General features: G+C 65.0%; 16 protein-coding genes. 7 read left to right on the top strand and 9 right to left on the bottom strand.

Translation table 11 applies throughout. The annotated features are described in order from the left end of the window. Positions 1-23: 23 nt before the first annotated feature. The 5 genes from sigM to NWF34_RS20770 all read left to right on the top strand — a co-directional run bounded on the left by sigM (position 24) and on the right by NWF34_RS20770 (position 4,542). Entirely contained in the window at positions 24-599 is a 576-nt protein-coding gene (sigM, locus tag NWF34_RS20790) for an RNA polymerase sigma factor SigM (protein ID WP_006437521.1), read from the top strand. 155 nt (positions 600-754) lie between these two features. Then, a complete protein-coding gene (locus NWF34_RS20785; protein ID WP_258325988.1) occupies positions 755-1,588 on the top strand; it encodes a hypothetical protein in 834 nt (277 codons plus the stop codon). A 147-nt stretch (positions 1,589-1,735) separates the two neighbouring features. Further along, the gene (gene trxB, locus NWF34_RS20780; RefSeq protein ID WP_258325987.1) at positions 1,736-2,743 is read left to right on the top strand and encodes a thioredoxin-disulfide reductase; all 1,008 of its coding nucleotides are present in this window, start codon (positions 1,736-1,738) and stop codon (positions 2,741-2,743) included. Positions 2,744-2,798: 55 nt separating this feature from the next. Then, positions 2,799-3,137, top strand: a complete 339-nt coding sequence (gene trxA / locus NWF34_RS20775; protein ID WP_006437518.1) for a thioredoxin — start codon at positions 2,799-2,801, stop codon at positions 3,135-3,137. Positions 3,138-3,408: 271 nt separating this feature from the next. Next, the gene (locus tag NWF34_RS20770) at positions 3,409-4,542 is read left to right on the top strand and encodes an N-acetylmuramoyl-L-alanine amidase (RefSeq protein ID WP_024497939.1); all 1,134 of its coding nucleotides are present in this window, start codon (positions 3,409-3,411) and stop codon (positions 4,540-4,542) included. Here the strand turns inward: NWF34_RS20770 and NWF34_RS20765 are convergent. The 9 genes from NWF34_RS20765 to rpmH form a co-directional block, all read right to left on the bottom strand. Then, complete coding sequence (locus tag NWF34_RS20765) at positions 4,487-5,347, bottom strand: hypothetical protein (RefSeq protein ID WP_024497938.1); 861 nt, start codon at positions 5,345-5,347, stop codon at positions 4,487-4,489. The genes NWF34_RS20770 and NWF34_RS20765 overlap by 56 nt on opposite strands. Before the next feature lie 146 nt (positions 5,348-5,493). After that, positions 5,494-6,534 (bottom strand): ParB/RepB/Spo0J family partition protein, encoded by a 1,041-nt coding sequence (locus NWF34_RS20760; protein ID WP_024497937.1) that lies wholly within the window; start codon positions 6,532-6,534, stop codon positions 5,494-5,496. Positions 6,535-6,571: 37 nt separating this feature from the next. Further along, positions 6,572-7,528 (bottom strand): ParA family protein, encoded by a 957-nt coding sequence (locus tag NWF34_RS20755; RefSeq protein WP_024497936.1) that lies wholly within the window; start codon positions 7,526-7,528, stop codon positions 6,572-6,574. Between the two features lie 225 nt (positions 7,529-7,753). Further along, positions 7,754-8,458 carry a 16S rRNA (guanine(527)-N(7))-methyltransferase RsmG gene (gene rsmG / locus NWF34_RS20750; RefSeq protein WP_024497935.1) on the bottom strand — a complete coding sequence of 235 codons (705 nt, stop codon included), beginning with the start codon at positions 8,456-8,458 and terminating at the stop codon, positions 7,754-7,756. 1,278 nt (positions 8,459-9,736) lie between these two features. Then, positions 9,737-10,390, bottom strand: coding sequence for a R3H domain-containing nucleic acid-binding protein (locus tag NWF34_RS20745; protein ID WP_024497934.1), 654 nt, complete (start codon positions 10,388-10,390; stop codon positions 9,737-9,739). Positions 10,391-10,434: 44 nt separating this feature from the next. Beyond that, on the bottom strand, positions 10,435-11,634 hold the full coding sequence (gene yidC, locus NWF34_RS20740; RefSeq protein ID WP_024497933.1) for a membrane protein insertase YidC: 1,200 nt from the start codon (positions 11,632-11,634) through the stop codon (positions 10,435-10,437). 28 nt (positions 11,635-11,662) lie between these two features. Next, a complete protein-coding gene (gene yidD, locus NWF34_RS20735; RefSeq protein ID WP_152528503.1) occupies positions 11,663-12,166 on the bottom strand; it encodes a membrane protein insertion efficiency factor YidD in 504 nt (167 codons plus the stop codon). Then, on the bottom strand, positions 12,163-12,594 hold the full coding sequence (gene rnpA, locus NWF34_RS20730; protein WP_024497932.1) for a ribonuclease P protein component: 432 nt from the start codon (positions 12,592-12,594) through the stop codon (positions 12,163-12,165). The genes yidD and rnpA overlap by 4 nt, the downstream gene beginning before the upstream one ends. A 44-nt stretch (positions 12,595-12,638) precedes the next feature. Next, positions 12,639-12,782: a 50S ribosomal protein L34 gene (gene rpmH, locus NWF34_RS20725; protein ID WP_006437507.1), complete on the bottom strand. Its 144-nt coding sequence runs from the start codon at positions 12,780-12,782 to the stop codon at positions 12,639-12,641. A 514-nt stretch (positions 12,783-13,296) separates the two neighbouring features. On the opposite strand from rpmH, the gene dnaA reads away from it, so the two are divergent. Together dnaA and dnaN are read left to right on the top strand one after the other, a co-directional pair. Beyond that, the gene (dnaA, locus tag NWF34_RS20720) at positions 13,297-14,832 is read left to right on the top strand and encodes a chromosomal replication initiator protein DnaA (protein WP_024497931.1); all 1,536 of its coding nucleotides are present in this window, start codon (positions 13,297-13,299) and stop codon (positions 14,830-14,832) included. A gap of 667 nt (positions 14,833-15,499) precedes the next feature. Next, positions 15,500-16,669 carry a DNA polymerase III subunit beta gene (dnaN, locus tag NWF34_RS20715; protein ID WP_006437505.1) on the top strand — a complete coding sequence of 390 codons (1,170 nt, stop codon included), beginning with the start codon at positions 15,500-15,502 and terminating at the stop codon, positions 16,667-16,669. Positions 16,670-16,684 lie beyond the last annotated feature (15 nt).

Raw genomic sequence — 16,684 nt, 5'->3', positions numbered from 1 at the left:
GACTTCTCCATTACTCTCAGCGCATGGCCGGGGGGAAAGACGCAGTTGACCTGCGTACCGATGAGCAGTTGTTGCGGGCTCACGTCGCCGGCGACCCGGGTGCGTTCTCCGATCTCGTCAACCGCCACCTCGACTATCTGTGGTCGGTCGCCCTACGAACCAGCCAGAGCCCCGAGGACGCCGCCGACGGATTGCAGGATGCGCTGCTGGCCGCTCATCGAACCGCGGCGGATTTCCGCTCCGACGCGAAGGTGACCAGTTGGCTGCACCGGATCGTCGTCAACGCATGTCTGGATCGGATTCGTCGCAACAACTCCCGCAAGACCGTCCCGTTGCCCGAATGGGACGTGATGTCGATCGCGGACACGAGTGACGACATCTCCGCGGTGGACCTGTCGGTTTCCATCGGCCGGGCGCTGCACACACTGCCCGAAGGCCAACGACAGGCCATCGTCGCCGTCGACCTCGAGGGGTACTCCATCGCCGAAGCCGCATCACTGCTCGGTGTCGCCGAGGGGACGATCAAGAGCCGGTGCGCGCGAGGGCGCCTCAAACTCGCCCAGGTCCTCGGCCATCTCCGGACTGCCGATGACGCGTAACCCCATGCCTGCCAACATCTTCCCGGCTGTCCCGGTCGGAGTGGAACCGGAACGGCGCGTCGCGCGTCCAAGTACTCGACGACCACCGACGACGCCCATCGAAATGCCACCATCGAGAGACCGACGCCCGACCTCCGGAATGGAAGACTGACACCATGACCCCGCGGGGACCAGACGACACCGAGTCCGGCGATCTGCCCGATCCGCCGTACTCGGCAGACATGCTGGCCGAGTTCCATGCCGGCGTGCTGTCCGAGCGCGCCACCGACCACATTCGTGCGAAGATCGCGGATGACGCTGCAGCACAGGAGATCCTGGCTGCTCTGGATCGGACGGCAAGGCAACTCCGCGCGTCGACGCCGGCCCAGCATCGGGTTCCGGATCGGGTTCGCGCCGATGTCCAGGCCATGCTCGCCGCCCTCGCCGGATCGTCCTCGGCCACATCCCCCTCGTTCACAGACGTCCCGTCCACCGCTGCACCCTCCACATCCGCAGGCACGGCCTCGGCACCCGCCGATCCGGACGCGCCGGTGGATCTCGCCGGACGACGCGAATGGTCACGCCGCACGAGGATGGTCGTGCCGCTCGTGCTGGTGGCGGCCGCAGTCGTGGTGGTCGCATTCGGCTCGATCGGTGTGCTGCGTCTGATGTCCTCGTCCTCGGACGACACTCCGCGGCCGACGCAGGCCCAGCCTGCGTCCACCCGGACTCTGGACCCGACCGGTTCCGCGTCGGCGCTCTCGGTCCTCGGCCGCACCGACGGCGCGCCGTTCGAGTCGGTCGCGGCACTCCGCCGGTGCACCGCGGCCCACCTCGTCCCCGCGACCGCGGTCGTCGTCGGCTCGGGGCGGATCATCTTCCACGGTGCCCCCGCTGCCGCCATCCTGCTGTCCACCGGAATCGCCGGCCGCTTCGACGCCCTCATCGTCGGTCTCGAGTGCGACACCGGCAGTCCCGCTTTCCTGGCCCGGGGGACGATCGGCGGCTGACCCGACATCCGTAGGCCGAGACCTGCGTCACCACGCCGGGCGCGTGGACTTGACCGGGAACATCTGCGCTTACCCTTGTGTTGAAGCAGCCGTGATCCCGACGAGACACATCCGGGATCTCGTATACCCCACCAGCACGGAGGACGGATGAGCCAGCCAGAGACCCAGCAGATCCACGACGTGATCATCATCGGATCTGGTCCTGCCGGGTATACCGCGGCGATCTACACCGCGCGCGCCGAGCTAGCACCGATCGTCTTCGAGGGAACCCAGTTCGGTGGCGCGCTCATGACCACCACCGAGGTCGAGAACTTCCCCGGTTTCCAGACCGGTATCCAGGGTCCGGCCCTGATGGACGAGATGCGCGAGCAGGCGATCCGATTCGGCGCTGACCTGCGCATGGAAGACGTCGACACGGTCCGCCTCGAGGGCGACATCAAGGAGGTCGAGGTCGGCGGAGAGGTGTTCCGCGCACGCGCGGTCATCCTCGCGATGGGTGCCGCCGCACGGTACCTGGGTGTCGAGGGTGAGCAGCAGCTCCTCGGCCGCGGTGTCTCGGCATGTGCGACCTGTGACGGATTCTTTTTCAAGGACCAGGACATCGCCGTCATCGGCGGTGGTGACTCCGCGATGGAGGAGGCCACCTTCCTCACCAAGTTCGCGCGCACCGTCACCCTGGTCCATCGCCGCGAGGAGTTCCGCGCGTCGAAGATCATGCTCGACCGGGCACGCAACAACGACAAGATCCGCTTCGTCACCAACGCCGCTGTGCGTTCGGTCCTCGGCGAGGGTTCGGTCAGCGGTCTCGAGCTCGAGGACACCCGCACCGGCGAGGTGAGCACCCTCGACGTGACGGGCATGTTCGTCGCGATCGGCCACGATCCGCGCAGCCAGCTGGTCCGCGGACAGGTCGATCTCGACGACGAGGGCTATGTCCTCGTCCAGGGACGCACCACCTACACCTCGCTGCCCGGTGTCTTCGCCGCCGGCGACCTGGTCGACCACACCTACCGTCAGGCCATCACGGCGGCCGGTAGCGGTTGTTCGGCGGCCATCGACGCCGAGCGCTGGCTCGCCGAGCAGGGCGAGGCGCCCGAGCACACCGTCGACGCCGAGTCCGTCGCCGACGTCGAGGCTGTTCAGGCACCTGCCTGACCTGCACTTTCCACTCCGAACTTCATTCTTGAGTCCATCTGAGGAGGACACCACCATGGGTGCAAACACGGTCGTCGTCAACGACACCACCTTCAAGGACGCCGTTCTCGGCGCCGACAAGCCGGTCCTGGTCGACTTCTGGGCCACCTGGTGCGGCCCGTGCCGCATGGTTGCCCCGGTCCTCGAGGAGATTGCCCGCGACCACGGCGACAAGCTCACCATCGCCAAGCTGGATGTCGACGAGAGCCCGGCCACCGCGCGTGACTTCCAGATCATGTCGATTCCGACCATGATCCTCTTCGACAAAGGTCAGCCGGTGAAGACAATCGTCGGCGCCAAGGGCAAGGCCGCACTGCTCCGCGAGCTCGACTCGGTGATCGGCCAGTCTGCCTGACCTGCTGTTCCTTCTGATCCGCGGCGAGAGTCCGACGGGTGAACGACGTTGGTGTCGGCCCGCGGGCTCTCGTCGTTGGTAGTCTCGGCCCGGGTCCCCGACCATGCGGGACACGAGCCGACCACGACGCGGCTGGACCTGTTCCAGTTTGGTGTAGTGAACTTCAGCTGAGAGAATGCAGGCTGATGCTGACCGGTACCGCCGTAGTGCGGTCCGCCAGATATCGCCGGCAGGGCGTCACCCTGCCGCGATTCGTACGAGGGGTGACGACATGCCATTGTTCCGACTTGGGGATCACGGCTCGGCGGTGGCCGAGATCCGCGCCATCCTGGTCGGGCTCGGTCTGTTGCCCGAGGACGGGGACGCCGTTTTCGACGAAGCGTGTGACCGGGCAATTCGGGCGTTTCAGCAGCAACGAGGTCTGATCGTCGACGGCATCGTCGGTCCCGCGACCTACCGCGTCCTGCGGGAGGCCTCGTACCGTCTCGGTGCCCGCGTCCTCTCGTATCAACTCTCGGCGCCGATGGTCGGCGACGACGTCGCCACCCTCCAGCACCGACTCCAGAACCTCGGCTACTACACTTCCCTCGTCGACGGCATCTTCGGGCTCAACACCCACAACGCAGTGTGTCTGTACCAGAGTGAATACGGACTGGCCTCGGACGGAATCTGTGGTCCGGCGACGCTGCGCTCCCTCGAGCGACTCGGCACGCGCGTCACCGGTGGCTCGCCGTACGCGATCCGCCAGGAGGAGCAGGTTCGGCGCTCCGGTCCACAGCTGTCGGGCAAGCGGATCCTCATCGATCCGGGCTCCGGGGGGTTGCATCCCCTCTCGACCGGCGATCTCGCCGAACGCGAATCCGATCTCCTCTGGGATCTGGGTGCACGTCTCGAGGGGCGGATGGCCGCCGCCGGGATGCAAACCTTCCTGTCTCATGACGGTCGTGGCCGTCCCGGTGACAACGAACGCGCCCGGGTAGCCAACCTGATGGATGCCGACCTGATGATCTCGCTGCGCTGCGGCCACTACCGCAACGTGCAGGCCAACGGTGTCGCGTCGTTCTACTTCGGCAACAACCAGAACTCCTGCTCGACGATCGGGCGTAATCTCGCAGGCTTCATCCAGCGCGAAATCGCTGCCCGCACACCGCTTGCCGATTGTCGGACGCATGAGCGCACGTGGGATGTCCTGCGACTCACCAGGATGCCGGTGGCACTCATCGACGTCGGATACATCACCAACCCGCACGACGCTGCGGTGCTTGCCAATTCGGATTGGCGCAATGTCATCGCCGACGCCATCCTGGTCGCGGTGAAGCGGTTGTACCTGCTCGACCAGGACGACCGGCCTACGGGCACTTACACTTTCGCGGATCTCCTGGCCGCGGAGAACGCTTCGCGCTGACCCGCGCCGTACCCGACCCCACCGGGACGGCCGTTCGCTGCCGCCCGGCGAGATCGATCTCCGCCATCACCACGAGCTTCTCCAGCGCGCTCTCCACCTCGAACTTCCAGCCGAGTCCTTCATCGAGTTCGAGACGGAACCGCGGAAACCGCTGATGGGATGAAACGACATCGAATCCGGAGTTCTTGAGGAACGACGCATCGATCATGCAGGCTGTGCACAGATCGGCCTGCGGATCCTCGAGGATCTCCCGCGCGACTTCGATGATCGCCTCGTCCGTCCAGAAGTCGAGGTCGGGGAGGGCGCCTCCAGTGGAGGCCGGTCCCGACTCCGTCGATCCGGACGTCGCCGAACCCGTCGGAGAACCGAACTCGGCCGCGCCGGCACCGTTACGCACGAGCCCGAATGACTCCACCGCACGGACACCGCGGCGGATCAGATCGCCGAGAACCGCGTCGAGAAGAATCGTGGCGACCTCGTCGTGTCCCGGCTCCGTGCGAATACTGGTGAGCAGGACCGCGTCGTGACTGACCGGGGAAGTGGGGAAGTGCTGCGAACGGGGCACCCTGTTCGGCGGAGCGTAAAAGGCCGTGCCGATGACATTGTTGGTCGTCGATTCGATGGCGACCTGTCCGCACGCGCCCCATTCGAGCAGTAGCCCGGAGATCCAGGCCTCCTTGTCGAATTCGCTCTCATACGATTCGCCGTGGGCGGTCGGCTCGACTTCCCAGAAGACACATCGCCGGGTGTGCTGGGGCAGCAACTCGAAGGATCCGAGTTCCAGCCGCACGATCGACACGCTCATGTCACCGAGCTCCGGTCCGACGACATGAATCTACGAAAACCATTGAGCTGCAGCCCATCTCACTAAACCGGCGGTCGTCTGACCGATCAATCGTCACTGTGACATTACTTCCGCATCCGCTGGTACCGGGAAGTTCGCGGTGAAATTCACTTCTTTGGATCAATGAACTCGACGATGCGTTCCAAGTCATCAACTGATCCGAATTCCACGACGATCTTCCCTTTCCGCTTTCCTAGACTGACTGTAACCCTGGTGTCCAGACTGTCGGACAGTCTCTCGGCAAGGTCTTGGAGTCCTGGCATCTGCATCGGTTTACGCTTCGGCGCGACCGGAGCCTTCGAATCGGGTCCGTCCCCACGATTGGCGAGTGTGACGGCTTCCTCCGTCGCGCGAACCGACAGTCCCTCGGCGACGATGCGCGCGGCCAGCGCCTCCTGAGCGTCGCTCCCGGTCTCGAGGGAGAGGAGGGCACGAGCGTGCCCGGCTGACAGGACGCCTGCCGCTACACGACGCTGGACGGGAATGGGTAGCTTGAGCAGCCGGATCATGTTGCTGATGAGCGGACGTGATCGGCCGAGTTTGGCCGCCAGCTGCTCGTGGGTCACGCCGAATTCTTCGAGGAGTTGTTGGTAGGCGGCCGCCTCTTCCAGCGGGTTCAGCTGCGCCCGGTGGATGTTTTCGAGCAGTGCGTCGCGCAGCATATCGCCGTCTGCCGTCTCGCGGACGATGGCCGGAATGGCCTCGAGGCCGACTTCCTGGCTGGCCCGCCACCGACGCTCACCCATGACGATCTGAAAGGCGACACCATCAGCGGTCGGCTCTTTCAGGCGCCGTACGACGATGGGCTGCATCAGTCCGAACTCGCGGATCGAGTGCACGAGCTCGGACATCTGCTCGTCGTCGAAGACCGTACGCGGCTGGTTCGGGTTCGGTTGGATCTGCTTGGGCGGGATCTCGCGGTAGACAGCGCCGGCCTCTTCGCGACTCAGCACGTCGATGGTCGGGGCACTCGTCGGGGTGGCCTGACCGTCGACCCCAGGCGTCGGACCCTTACCGATCACGACATCGGCGGCCGCGTTTCCCAGTCGGGGAGTGTTTGTCTGGTCGTCGGTGGGGCCGGTGGGAATGAGCGCAGCCAGTCCGCGACCCAATCCGCCTCGACGCTGAGCGGTGTCCCGTTGACTCATGCCTCTACCTCCACTCGGAACTGGAACCCTGCTGTCGTCATGCCTGAGCGCTTTCCGCTGCACCGCGGAGAGCCAGCTCTCGCGCGGCATCCATATAGCTCATCGCGCCACGTGAACCGGGGTCGTACTCGATGATCGTCATCCCGTAGCCAGGTGCCTCGGACACCTTGACGCTGCGGGGGATGATCGTGCTCAGCACCTTGTCACCGAAGTGGCGTCGGACCTCCTCTGCAACCTGATCGGCGAGCTTGGTTCGTCCGTCGTACATCGTGAGAACGATCGTCGACACGTGCAGCGCACGGTTGAGATGCGCCTGAACCAGCTCGATGTTACGAAGGAGCTGCCCGACACCCTCGAGAGCGTAGTACTCGCACTGGATGGGGATGAGCACCTCTCGCGCAGCAACCATTGCGTTGACGGTCAGAAGGCCGAGCGACGGCGGGCAATCGATGAAGACGTAGTCGATCTGATACTCGGCCAGCACCTCATCGTTGAGCGCGTTGCGCAATCTGTTCTCGCGCGCGACCAGCGAGACGAGTTCGATCTCGGCGCCGGCCAGATCGAGTGTCGCCGGTACACAGAAGAGGCCCTGCTGGCTCGGCGACTCCTGGATCGCTTCTTGGAGCGTCACTTCGCCGAGGAGGAGTTCGTAGACGGAAGCGATGTCCTGGGCGCGGTGATCGATGCCGAGGGCGGTGCTCGCGTTGCCCTGGGGGTCGAGGTCGACCACCAAGACACGGAGCCCGCGCAGCGCCAGACCGGCGGCGAGGTTGACTGCGGTGGTGGTCTTGCCAACACCGCCCTTCTGGTTCGCGACCGTCATGATCCGGGTGTGCTGCGGGCGGGGGAGTTGGCCGGCACCGCCGGGGGTCAGGACCTGACTCGCGCGCTCAGCAGCCATCGCGATCGGGGTGTCGGCGTATGGTTGGCCCGCGACGTGCGGGGCTCCAGCGGGTGGCGTTTCACGTGAAACGTTCGGGTCTTGCTCGACCACGCGGGCACTCCTTTGACCTACCTGGTAGGCGTTCGAGTCGTCGGCGCCAGCGGACGTGGCCCCGGCTCCGACAGATGCAGAATCGTCAACGGCAGCACGCTGAGACGTGCTGCCAGAACGCTTTCTATTCTGCGCCTTGCGCGGACTCCATACCAATTCAGAACTCCCTCTATGTGACACCGTCGGCACAATCAGCCGACCCGGCGTGATCGATGAATCCGATACTCAACGACGCCGCGGCTTCTTCACCCCGGAGCGCTCCGTCTTGGTTCCCACGACGACGGTGGTCGGGGTCTCCAGGACCTCGCCGCACGTGACGACGCGGAGGTCGCTGATTCCCGAACGGCCGACGAGAGCACGATCTCGTTCGATCTCTTCGGCCGCCGAGGAGCCCTTGATCGCAATCATTCGTCCGCCTGCGCGAACCAGGGGAGCGGACCACTTCGACAGACGCTCGAGCGGTGCGACGGCACGGGACGTCACGACATCCGCCAGCCCGACCTCCGCCCGAACCGACCTCTCCTCCGCACGCCCTCGGACAACTCTCACATTCTCGAGACCAAGGGTCTCAACGGCTCGTTCGAGGAAGGTGCTCCGACGAAGCAACGGTTCGATCAGGGTGATCGACACGTCCGGTCGCGCGATGGCGAGCGGCAGACCGGGGAGGCCCGCACCGCTTCCGATGTCGAAGACTTTCTCATCCTCGTCGATTAGCTCCTCGATGACCGCACAATTCAGGATGTGCCGATCCCACAGCCGAGGAACTTCCCGCGGACCCATCAGGCCGTGATCGATTCCGTCGGTGGCCAGGATTCGCCAGTAACCTTCCGCCAGTTCCTTGCGCTCACCGAAGACCACATCAGCCGTGTCCGGTGGGATCTGTAGTGCATCAAGGTCGGGATGGTCATCGGGTTGAGCGTCTGACGACACTGAGCCTCCGTTTCTAGTTGGTCCTATGACAGTGTTTCACGTGGAACCTGACGCGACTGAGGGTCGGTGCACATGCCGCCGATCGGCGTGTGTTTCACGTGAAACACATCGATGTCATTCATGCGTGCGCTCTCTCAGCAGACAGCCGTGCCGAACCTGCCGCGCCTCCGGCCCCACGACAACCAGTGGCCCAAGCCAGTTCATGTCGGGCGGAACTCGCACGCCGCGCACCCGGCGCTGGAGACAGCACCGTCGGGAACCGTTCTGCAGTCACCAGCCACGCAACCTGACTCGTTGCCCGTCGCCGAACGGACACCGGCAACCGACGACGCCCGACAACGCTCTACCGTCTAGCGAAGCCCGGCGGACGCGGCAACGGGTGGCCTTCCGGACCAACTTGTCGGTGACACGGCAGGACACATCGGAGGGGGAGCGGCCCCGGGATGGGACCCGGTGAAGAGAGTGACCAGCGGACCCGACAGTGAACCGCGGCGGTAGTTACATCGCCGGGATGGCCGCGAGATCTGATCCGGATCGTCCGTACTCCTCCTCCCGATGCGGGAGCTCGACGCCGCTGGGGCCGACGACAAAGACGCATCGTCCTCCAGCGAGGGGAGTGGGTCGGGACGTTTCGCGGCGACCAGGCCGGGACTGGCTCGGGACGCTACACAAGAGCTCGACCGATTTTGCCGATGCACACCAGGCACGACGCGACGCTCTAGCTCAATACAGGACATCAGCTCAGTACAGGGCAGCAGAGCTGATGCATCCGATGAGCGAACTCTGGAATGCGTGAGCGCAGTTTCACGTGAAACCGCAGCCGGCTTCGCCGCCTCGACGACCGGACGACCCTGACGCATCAGCACACAGGGGCTAGGCGCGCCGCTGAAATCACGCGCCTGGCCGACGCTGACAGAACCGTGAGTGCCCAGCGTCCGACGACGATATGTGACATCACCTCAGCGACACCGCGCCGGTAGTCGGGCACCACTCCGGGCACCACCGATCCACCGGCGGGCCCGATACCGGAGGGGCGTTGTGTATCAACGGGCCCGCTGAAACAAAACGACACGTGACGTAATGTTCTGCATACTGAGGCTGTCGAAAACTCGTGCTCAAAGTCGCACCTCGAACGATTTCAGGCCGCATGTTTCACGTGAAACAACACCGGTGTAATTCCGTTGCGATCGCGGACGGCCCGGGGGAGAGGACTACCTCGAAGACGACTCAGGCCCCGACCGACGGTCGGGGCCTGAGTCAACTCGTGGTCCGGGAGTCCTACTCGGGGAGAACCACCACGCGGCGCTTGGGCTCGGCACCCTCGCTCTCGCTGACGACGCCGTCGACAGCGGCGACCGCGTCGTGGACGATCTTCCGCTCGAACGGGGTCATCGGATCCAGCGCCTCGCGCTCGCCCGACTTGAGCACACGCTCGGCAACCTCACGGCCAAGACGTGCCAGGCGGTCACGGCGATCCGCACGCCACCGAGCGATGTCGAGCATCAGCCGACTGCGCTCTCCGGTCGCCTGCTGGACCGCGAGACGGGTCAGCTCCTGGAGTGCATCGAGAACTTCACCCTTGCGTCCGACGAGCTTGGTCAGGTCGTCCCCGCCGTCGATGCTCACGACGGCACGGTCGCCGTCGACATCCAGATCGATGTCGCCGTCGAAGTCGAGGACGTCGAGCAGTTGCTCGAGGTAGTCGCCCGCGATCTCGCCCTCCTCGACGAGTCGATCCTCGTCATCCTCGTCATCCTCGTCATCGTCCTGGTCGTCGTCGAAGTCCTCAGCGGACTCCTCGGTGACGTCGGTGTCGGCAGCATTCTCCGCACCGGTCGAATCAGTGGTGTCGGCCTGGGCTTCGGTCGAGACCTTGGCGTCATCCTGCGCCTCGGTCTCCGAACCGGTTTGAGTTGCAGTCTCTGCTGTCATCTCATTCACCTAACTCTGTGCTTCGTCGAACAAGTCCTGTGCGGTCATCGTTTGCCGCCGCGCTTTCCACCGCGCTTGGCGGTGGACTTCCCACCCCGGTTGGGGGGTTGCTTCTTTGAGGCCGGGCCCGCGCCGGCGCCTGAGCGCGTCGGCTTCTGTCCCGGCTTCGGCTTGGCGCCCGGGCCGGCGTCGGCCGTGGAGGATCCGTCGGGGGAGGAGTCGGAAGTCGAATCCGCGTTGTCGGTCGAATCCGCCTTGATCATCGACACACCCGTCGACTCTGAGGCGGTCGACGCGTCGGCAGCTGTGTTGCGCTTCTTCGGACGGTCCGGACGTGCGCCCGGTTTGGGAGCGTTCGCCTTCAGCTTCTCCTGCTTGAGACGCCTGGCCTCTTCCTCTTCCTTGGCGATCTTGCCGAACACCAGGTGCTGCTGCCCGTAGGTCCAGATGTTGTTGCTCATCCAGTACAGGAGGATCGCGACGGGGAAGAACGGACCGGTGATCAGGATGCCGATGGGGAAGACGTACAACGCGAGGTTGTTCATCATCCGGGTCTGCGGATTCTCGAGGGCCGCCTCGGGCTGACGTGCGACCGATGCGCGCGAGTTCATGTGCGTGGCGATCGACGCGATGATCATCATCGGGACGATGACGTAGGCGATCTGCACACGGGTGAAGTCGATGGGGTCGCCGGGGTTGACGAAGGCCTGGAACTCGGTGACCGGCTCCGTCAGGTAGGACGACAGCGGCACGCCGAACAGTCGGGCGTCGAGGAAGTTCTGCACCTGTTCGGCGCTGAAGACGTAGTTGCCGGTGGCGCGGGTCTCGGCGGCACTCATGTGGAGCTGTCCCATGCCGGTGCCCATGCGGTTGAACGAACGGAGCACGTGGAACAGACCGATGAACACCGGGATCTGCAGCAGCATCGGCAGGCAGCCGAGCATGGGGTTGAAGCCGTGCTCCTTCTGGAGCTTCTGCATCTCCTCGGTCATCTTGACCCGATCCTTGGAGTACTTCTTTCGGATCGCCTGGAGCTGCGGGTTGATCTCCTGCATCTTCTTCGTGGTGCGGATCTGCTTCACGAAGGGCTTGTAGAGAATCGCGCGCAGGGTGAACACGAGGAACACCACGGACAGTGCCCAGGCGATGCCGTCGCCACCGGGACTGTCGGGCGTGACATAGCTGAAGAGCCAGTGCCACACCCACATGATCCCGGACACCGGGTAGTAGATGAAGTCGAGCACGGGTCAGATACCCCTTACTTGTTGTTCTCTAGGTGGAATCGTTCCGCCGGGACGGTGGCTGATGGGTCCGGCTCCGGCCACTGTGGGCCGACTGCTGCCCGCCGGAGAGTTCACGGACCCGGCCGCAAAGGTCACTCCACAGTTCACGGGGACCTTTGTCCGGAACCGGGTCGTATCCGGGCCTGTGCCACGGCCCGCACTTGAGCAGCCGGATCGTTGCCAGCGCCGAGCCGTACAGAAAACCGTGACGTTCGAGCGCTTCCACTGCATAACCCGAGCAGGTCGGCTCGAACCGGCACGTCGGTAAGCGAAGAGGCGAAACCCACGTCCGGTAGAGCTCGATGAGAAAGATGACCGTGCGGCGCGGGAGCAGGTGGGCTCCTCGGCGCATCCGGGCCAGAACGGTGAGCTGATCGTCCGCCGGCGCGGGCGAGTCGGTCCGAGTGATCGGCGTCGACGATGACGGGGTGGGGGAGTGGTCCCGGGTGGGGGAGGGGACCAATCCGCGGTCATCCAGCTCGGCGTCGCTCATCGTCCGACACCGGCCCCGGTGGGTACCGCCACGGAGTGCGCCATATCGGCGACCCGGCGGCTGGTGAAGGCTGACCGCAGTTGGTCGGCCAGTTCTTCACCGGTCCTGTCCGCGGCGCCGCGTCGGGCGCGGATCACCACGTAGGTCTCCACGGTCGGGCAGAGGTGCCTCGTCGCCGCGAACGCAGCCCGTAGGCGTCGGGCGACGGCGTGACGGACCACGGCGTTGCCCACCGATTTGCTCACGACAAGGCCGAGCCAGGGTCCACCTGTCATGGCGACATCGCGTCGCAGCCCGGTGGGATCCGGCCACTGTGAGCTGACCGGTGCCAGGTGTACGACGAAGTCACGAGCATTCACCCGCGCACCGGACTTGAGGGTGCGTGAGAAGTCGGATCCACGAGAGATCCGATGAGAAGACGCAGTCATCGATCAGCTGACCGGACCGCGAGGATCCGGTGAGTAGCCGACGATCAGGCGGTGAGCTTCGCGCGGCCCTTGGTACGACGGCTGCTGACGATCGCACGGCCGGCGCGGGTCCGCATACGCAGACGGAAGCCGTGCACGCGCGAACGACGACGATTGTTCGGCTGGAAAGTACGCTTGCCCTTGGCCACGGTGACTCCTTGTGCTCCCTGTGAGCACGCCGGTTACCCGCACGTGACCCACATGTTGTCGTTGGTCGTTGATCCAGAACGGTGCCGAACTCGTGTCGGTGATGAACTCGGCGAACTTGACAAAACGCCGCGCAAATCCGCTACCTGGATGACCAGTCGAGACTACTGATAGCGCGCGCTCAAATCAAACGCGGTCGTCGGGCCGGCTGAACAGTGTCCCACCAGGTGTGTTCTGAAGCACTTGAGTCACGAAAATCAGTCCGAACGAGTCAATTGTCCCGATCGCTTTGTACCCCGCCGAGACCTCTGTTACGTTCTGTCACAGCGTCGGCCGCGAACCCCTGCCGGACACCAGGATGTGTCCCTGGGAAACCGAGGTTACCGACCAAAGTCCCAAGTTCGTCATCACCGTTGTACACAGGTGTGGATAACTCTGTGGAGAGATGCGGTTGATGACGTGGGTGCCCCGGCCCTCGTCAACGCTGGTAGTTTTCCGGGTCAGGAGGCCAGCCCCGTGACTTCAGACCGCGACACATTCGGTGAGGTGTGGCAGCAGGTCGTCGCCGAACTCAACGACGACGAAGCCGCACGTGACCATGAACCACTGACACGCCAGCAGAAGGCGTGGCTGTCACTGGTTCGTCCCCTCACACTCACTGAGGGTTTCGCTCTTCTCACCGTGCCGACCGCTCTGGTCCAGGAGCAGATCGAGCGGAATCTGCGGGAGACCATCCGTTCGGTCCTGAGTCGTCACCTCAATGAGCCGGTCGATCTCGGTGTCCGCATCGCGACCCCGCGCAACGACGAACCCGTACCGGATCCGGCCGCTCCCGAACCCCGCGCGGTCAACGGCGCGGCGGTCGCGTCCGACTACTCCGCGGTGCCGGGTGCGGCCATCGGTGCCGGATTCCCGGCCACTCCCGGTACCGGACAGACACCGGGCGCCGACACCGGGAGGCCGTCGGGCGACTGGGCCTCGTACTTCGCCGAGCGGCCGACGACCACGCCGTCTCCCTCCGGCGCAAACCTGAACCCCAAGTACACCTTTGACACTTTCGTCATCGGTGCGTCGAACCGCTTCGCGCATGCGTCGGCGGTCGCGGTGTCCGAGGCCCCGGCCCGGGCGTACAACCCGCTGTTCATCTGGGGAGAGTCGGGGCTGGGCAAGACCCACCTGCTCCACGCGGCCGGGCACTACGCCCAGCGTCTGTTCCCCGGGATGCGCGTCAAGTACGTCTCGACCGAGGAATTCACCAACGACTTCATCAACTCGCTGCGCGACGACCGACGGGTGGCGTTCAAGCGTCGCTATCGCGACGTCGACGTGCTGCTCGTCGACGACATCCAGTTCCTGGTCGGAAAAGAAGGTATCCAGGAAGAGTTCTTCCACACCTTCAACACGCTCCACAACGCCAGCAAGCAGATTGTCATCTCGTCCGACCGTCCGCCGAAACAGCTTGCAACACTTGAAGATCGGCTACGGACCCGGTTCGAGTGGGGGCTGATCACCGACGTTCAGCCGCCGGATCTGGAGACCCGTATCGCCATCCTGCGCAAGAAGGCGCAGATGGACAACATCGCCGTGCCCGACGACGTTCTCGAGCTCATCGCGTCGAAGATCGAACGCAACATCCGCGAACTCGAGGGTGCGCTGATCCGCGTGACGGCCTTCGCCTCGCTCAACGACGCCGCTCTCGACAAGTCCCTCGCGGACGTCGTTCTCCAGGCACTGCTGCCGAACTCGGGCACCCTCGAGGTCAGTGCCGCCAGCATCCTGGCGATCACCGCCGAGTACTTCGACGTCTCGCTCGAGGAACTGCGCGGCCCCGGCAAGACCCGGTCCATCGCCCAGGCACGTCAGATCTCGATGTACCTGTGCCGCGAGCTGACCGACCTGTCGTTGCCCAAGATCGGTGAGACCTTCGACCGGGACCACACGACCGTCATGTACGCCGAGCGCAAGATCCGCAAGGAGATGGCCGAGCGGCGCAAGGTCTACGACCACGTCCAGGAGCTCACCGCGCGTATCAAGCAGCGTGCGGTGGGCTGAGCGGGCTCCTTCTCTTCTCCGCTTTCCACGCGCCTCTCGTGCCCTCGGGCCCGGGAGGCGCGTGTCGTCTGTCGGCACATGCCGAGGACTGCCCGCGAGGGATCTGTCGCCGGCTGCGTATCGAGGTCACCCCCGGCCGCTCGGAACCCCAACTCTGCTCCCCGGGTCGAGACTCGCGCGTCGTAGTTTCTGTGTCCTCCCGCACTCGACAGGCCATCACGAACGACAGATTTCGGCGTCCGAAGGCTGTGCACCGGCTTGGGATAACAGGGGCAGACTTGTGCACTGTCGGTGGACGCCGCGCGAACAACAAGTTTTCTCCACAAACTCTTGGGATTCGGCTCAACGACAGTCCACCGGTCATACACACCCGCGTACCCCGTCCGACTGGCCCGATGGCACGGTTGTCCACAGATTCCACAGTTCCTATTACTGAGATGGATCCCTCTCTAAAGAGAAATCTTTTGTAAGAAGGGCTGTGCACAACACCCATCCGCGGGCCGAGCGCCCCCGCCGTCGCGGACGGACTGACTTGGCCCCAACCATCCCGGCATCGGCGGTGGCGTTCTACAGTGGGATTCCCGGAAGTGGGACGTGATCGACCATGCCGCCGTTTCGGCTTCGGCATGCCGACGATCCGCACGAGAGAGAAGGGCAACCTCCCAGCATGAAGTTCCGTGTCGCACGTGACGAGTTCGCTGATTCCGTCGCCTGGGTCGCTCGAAGCCTGCCCTCTCGTCCGCCGGTACCGGTCCTGGGTTGCGTGGTGCTCAACGTCGGCGAGACCGGTCTGACCGTCTCCGGATTCGACTACGAGGTCTCGGCCCAGGAGAACCTGGGCGCCGAGGTCGCCGAGCCCGGCCAGGTGCTGGTGTCCGGTCGTCTGCTGGCCGACATCACCAAGGCGCTGCCCAACAAGCCCGTCGACGTGACCCTCGACGGTTCCCGCGTCGCGATCACCTGCGGTAGCGCCAAGTTCTCCCTGCCGACGATGCCGGTCGAGGACTACCCGCAGCTGCCCGACGTCCCGTCGATCACCGGCACCATCCCGTCGCAGCTGTTCGCCGAGGCGATCTCCCAGGTGGCCGTCGCGGCCGGCAAGGACGACACCCTGCCGATGCTGACCGGCGTGCGAGTGGAGATCGAGGGCAACTCAGTGGTCCTCGCGGCCACCGACCGTTTCCGCCTCGCGGTGCGCGAATTGCAGTGGGAGCCTTCGGACCCCGATACCAAGGGCGCGGTTCTCGTCCCGGCCAAGACGCTTTCGGAGAGTGCCAAGACCGCCGGCGCGGAGGGTACCGGCGTGGTCTCGCTGGCTTTCGGCGCCGGTGCCGCCATCGGATCCGACGGCATCCTGGGCATTCTGGGCGAGACCAAGAAGACCACCACGCGTCTGCTCGACGCAGAGTTCCCGAAGTTCCGTCAGCTGCTGCCCGCCAGCCACACCGCGGTGGCGACCATCGACAGCGCTCCGCTGATCGAGGCGATCCGCCGTGTCGCGTTGGTCGCCGAGCGGGGCGCCCAGGTCCGGATGGAGTTCACCGAGGGATCCGTGCTGCTCACCGCCGGTGGCGACGAAGCGGGCAAGGCCGAGGAAGAGTTGCCGGTGTCGTTCCGCGGCGAGCCGCTGACCATTGCGTTCAACCCGGGTTACCTGCAGGACGGGCTGTCGGCGATCAACGCCGACAGCGTCGACTTCGGTTTCACCACCCCGAGCCGTCCGGCGGTTCTGCGCCCGGCCAGCGGCGAGGATCCGGTCGCCGACGAATCCGGCGCCTTCGTGGCCCCCGAGAGCGCGTTCAGCTACCTGCTGATGCCGGTCCGCCTGCCGGGCTGACCCGCACCACGCACC

This window comes from Gordonia sp. GONU, from assembly GCF_024733855.1.
Classification (GTDB): Bacteria; Actinomycetota; Actinomycetes; order Mycobacteriales; family Mycobacteriaceae; genus Gordonia; species Gordonia amicalis.
Note: the sequence above shows the minus strand (reverse complement) of the source record. Positions and strands in the feature narration are given on the sequence as shown.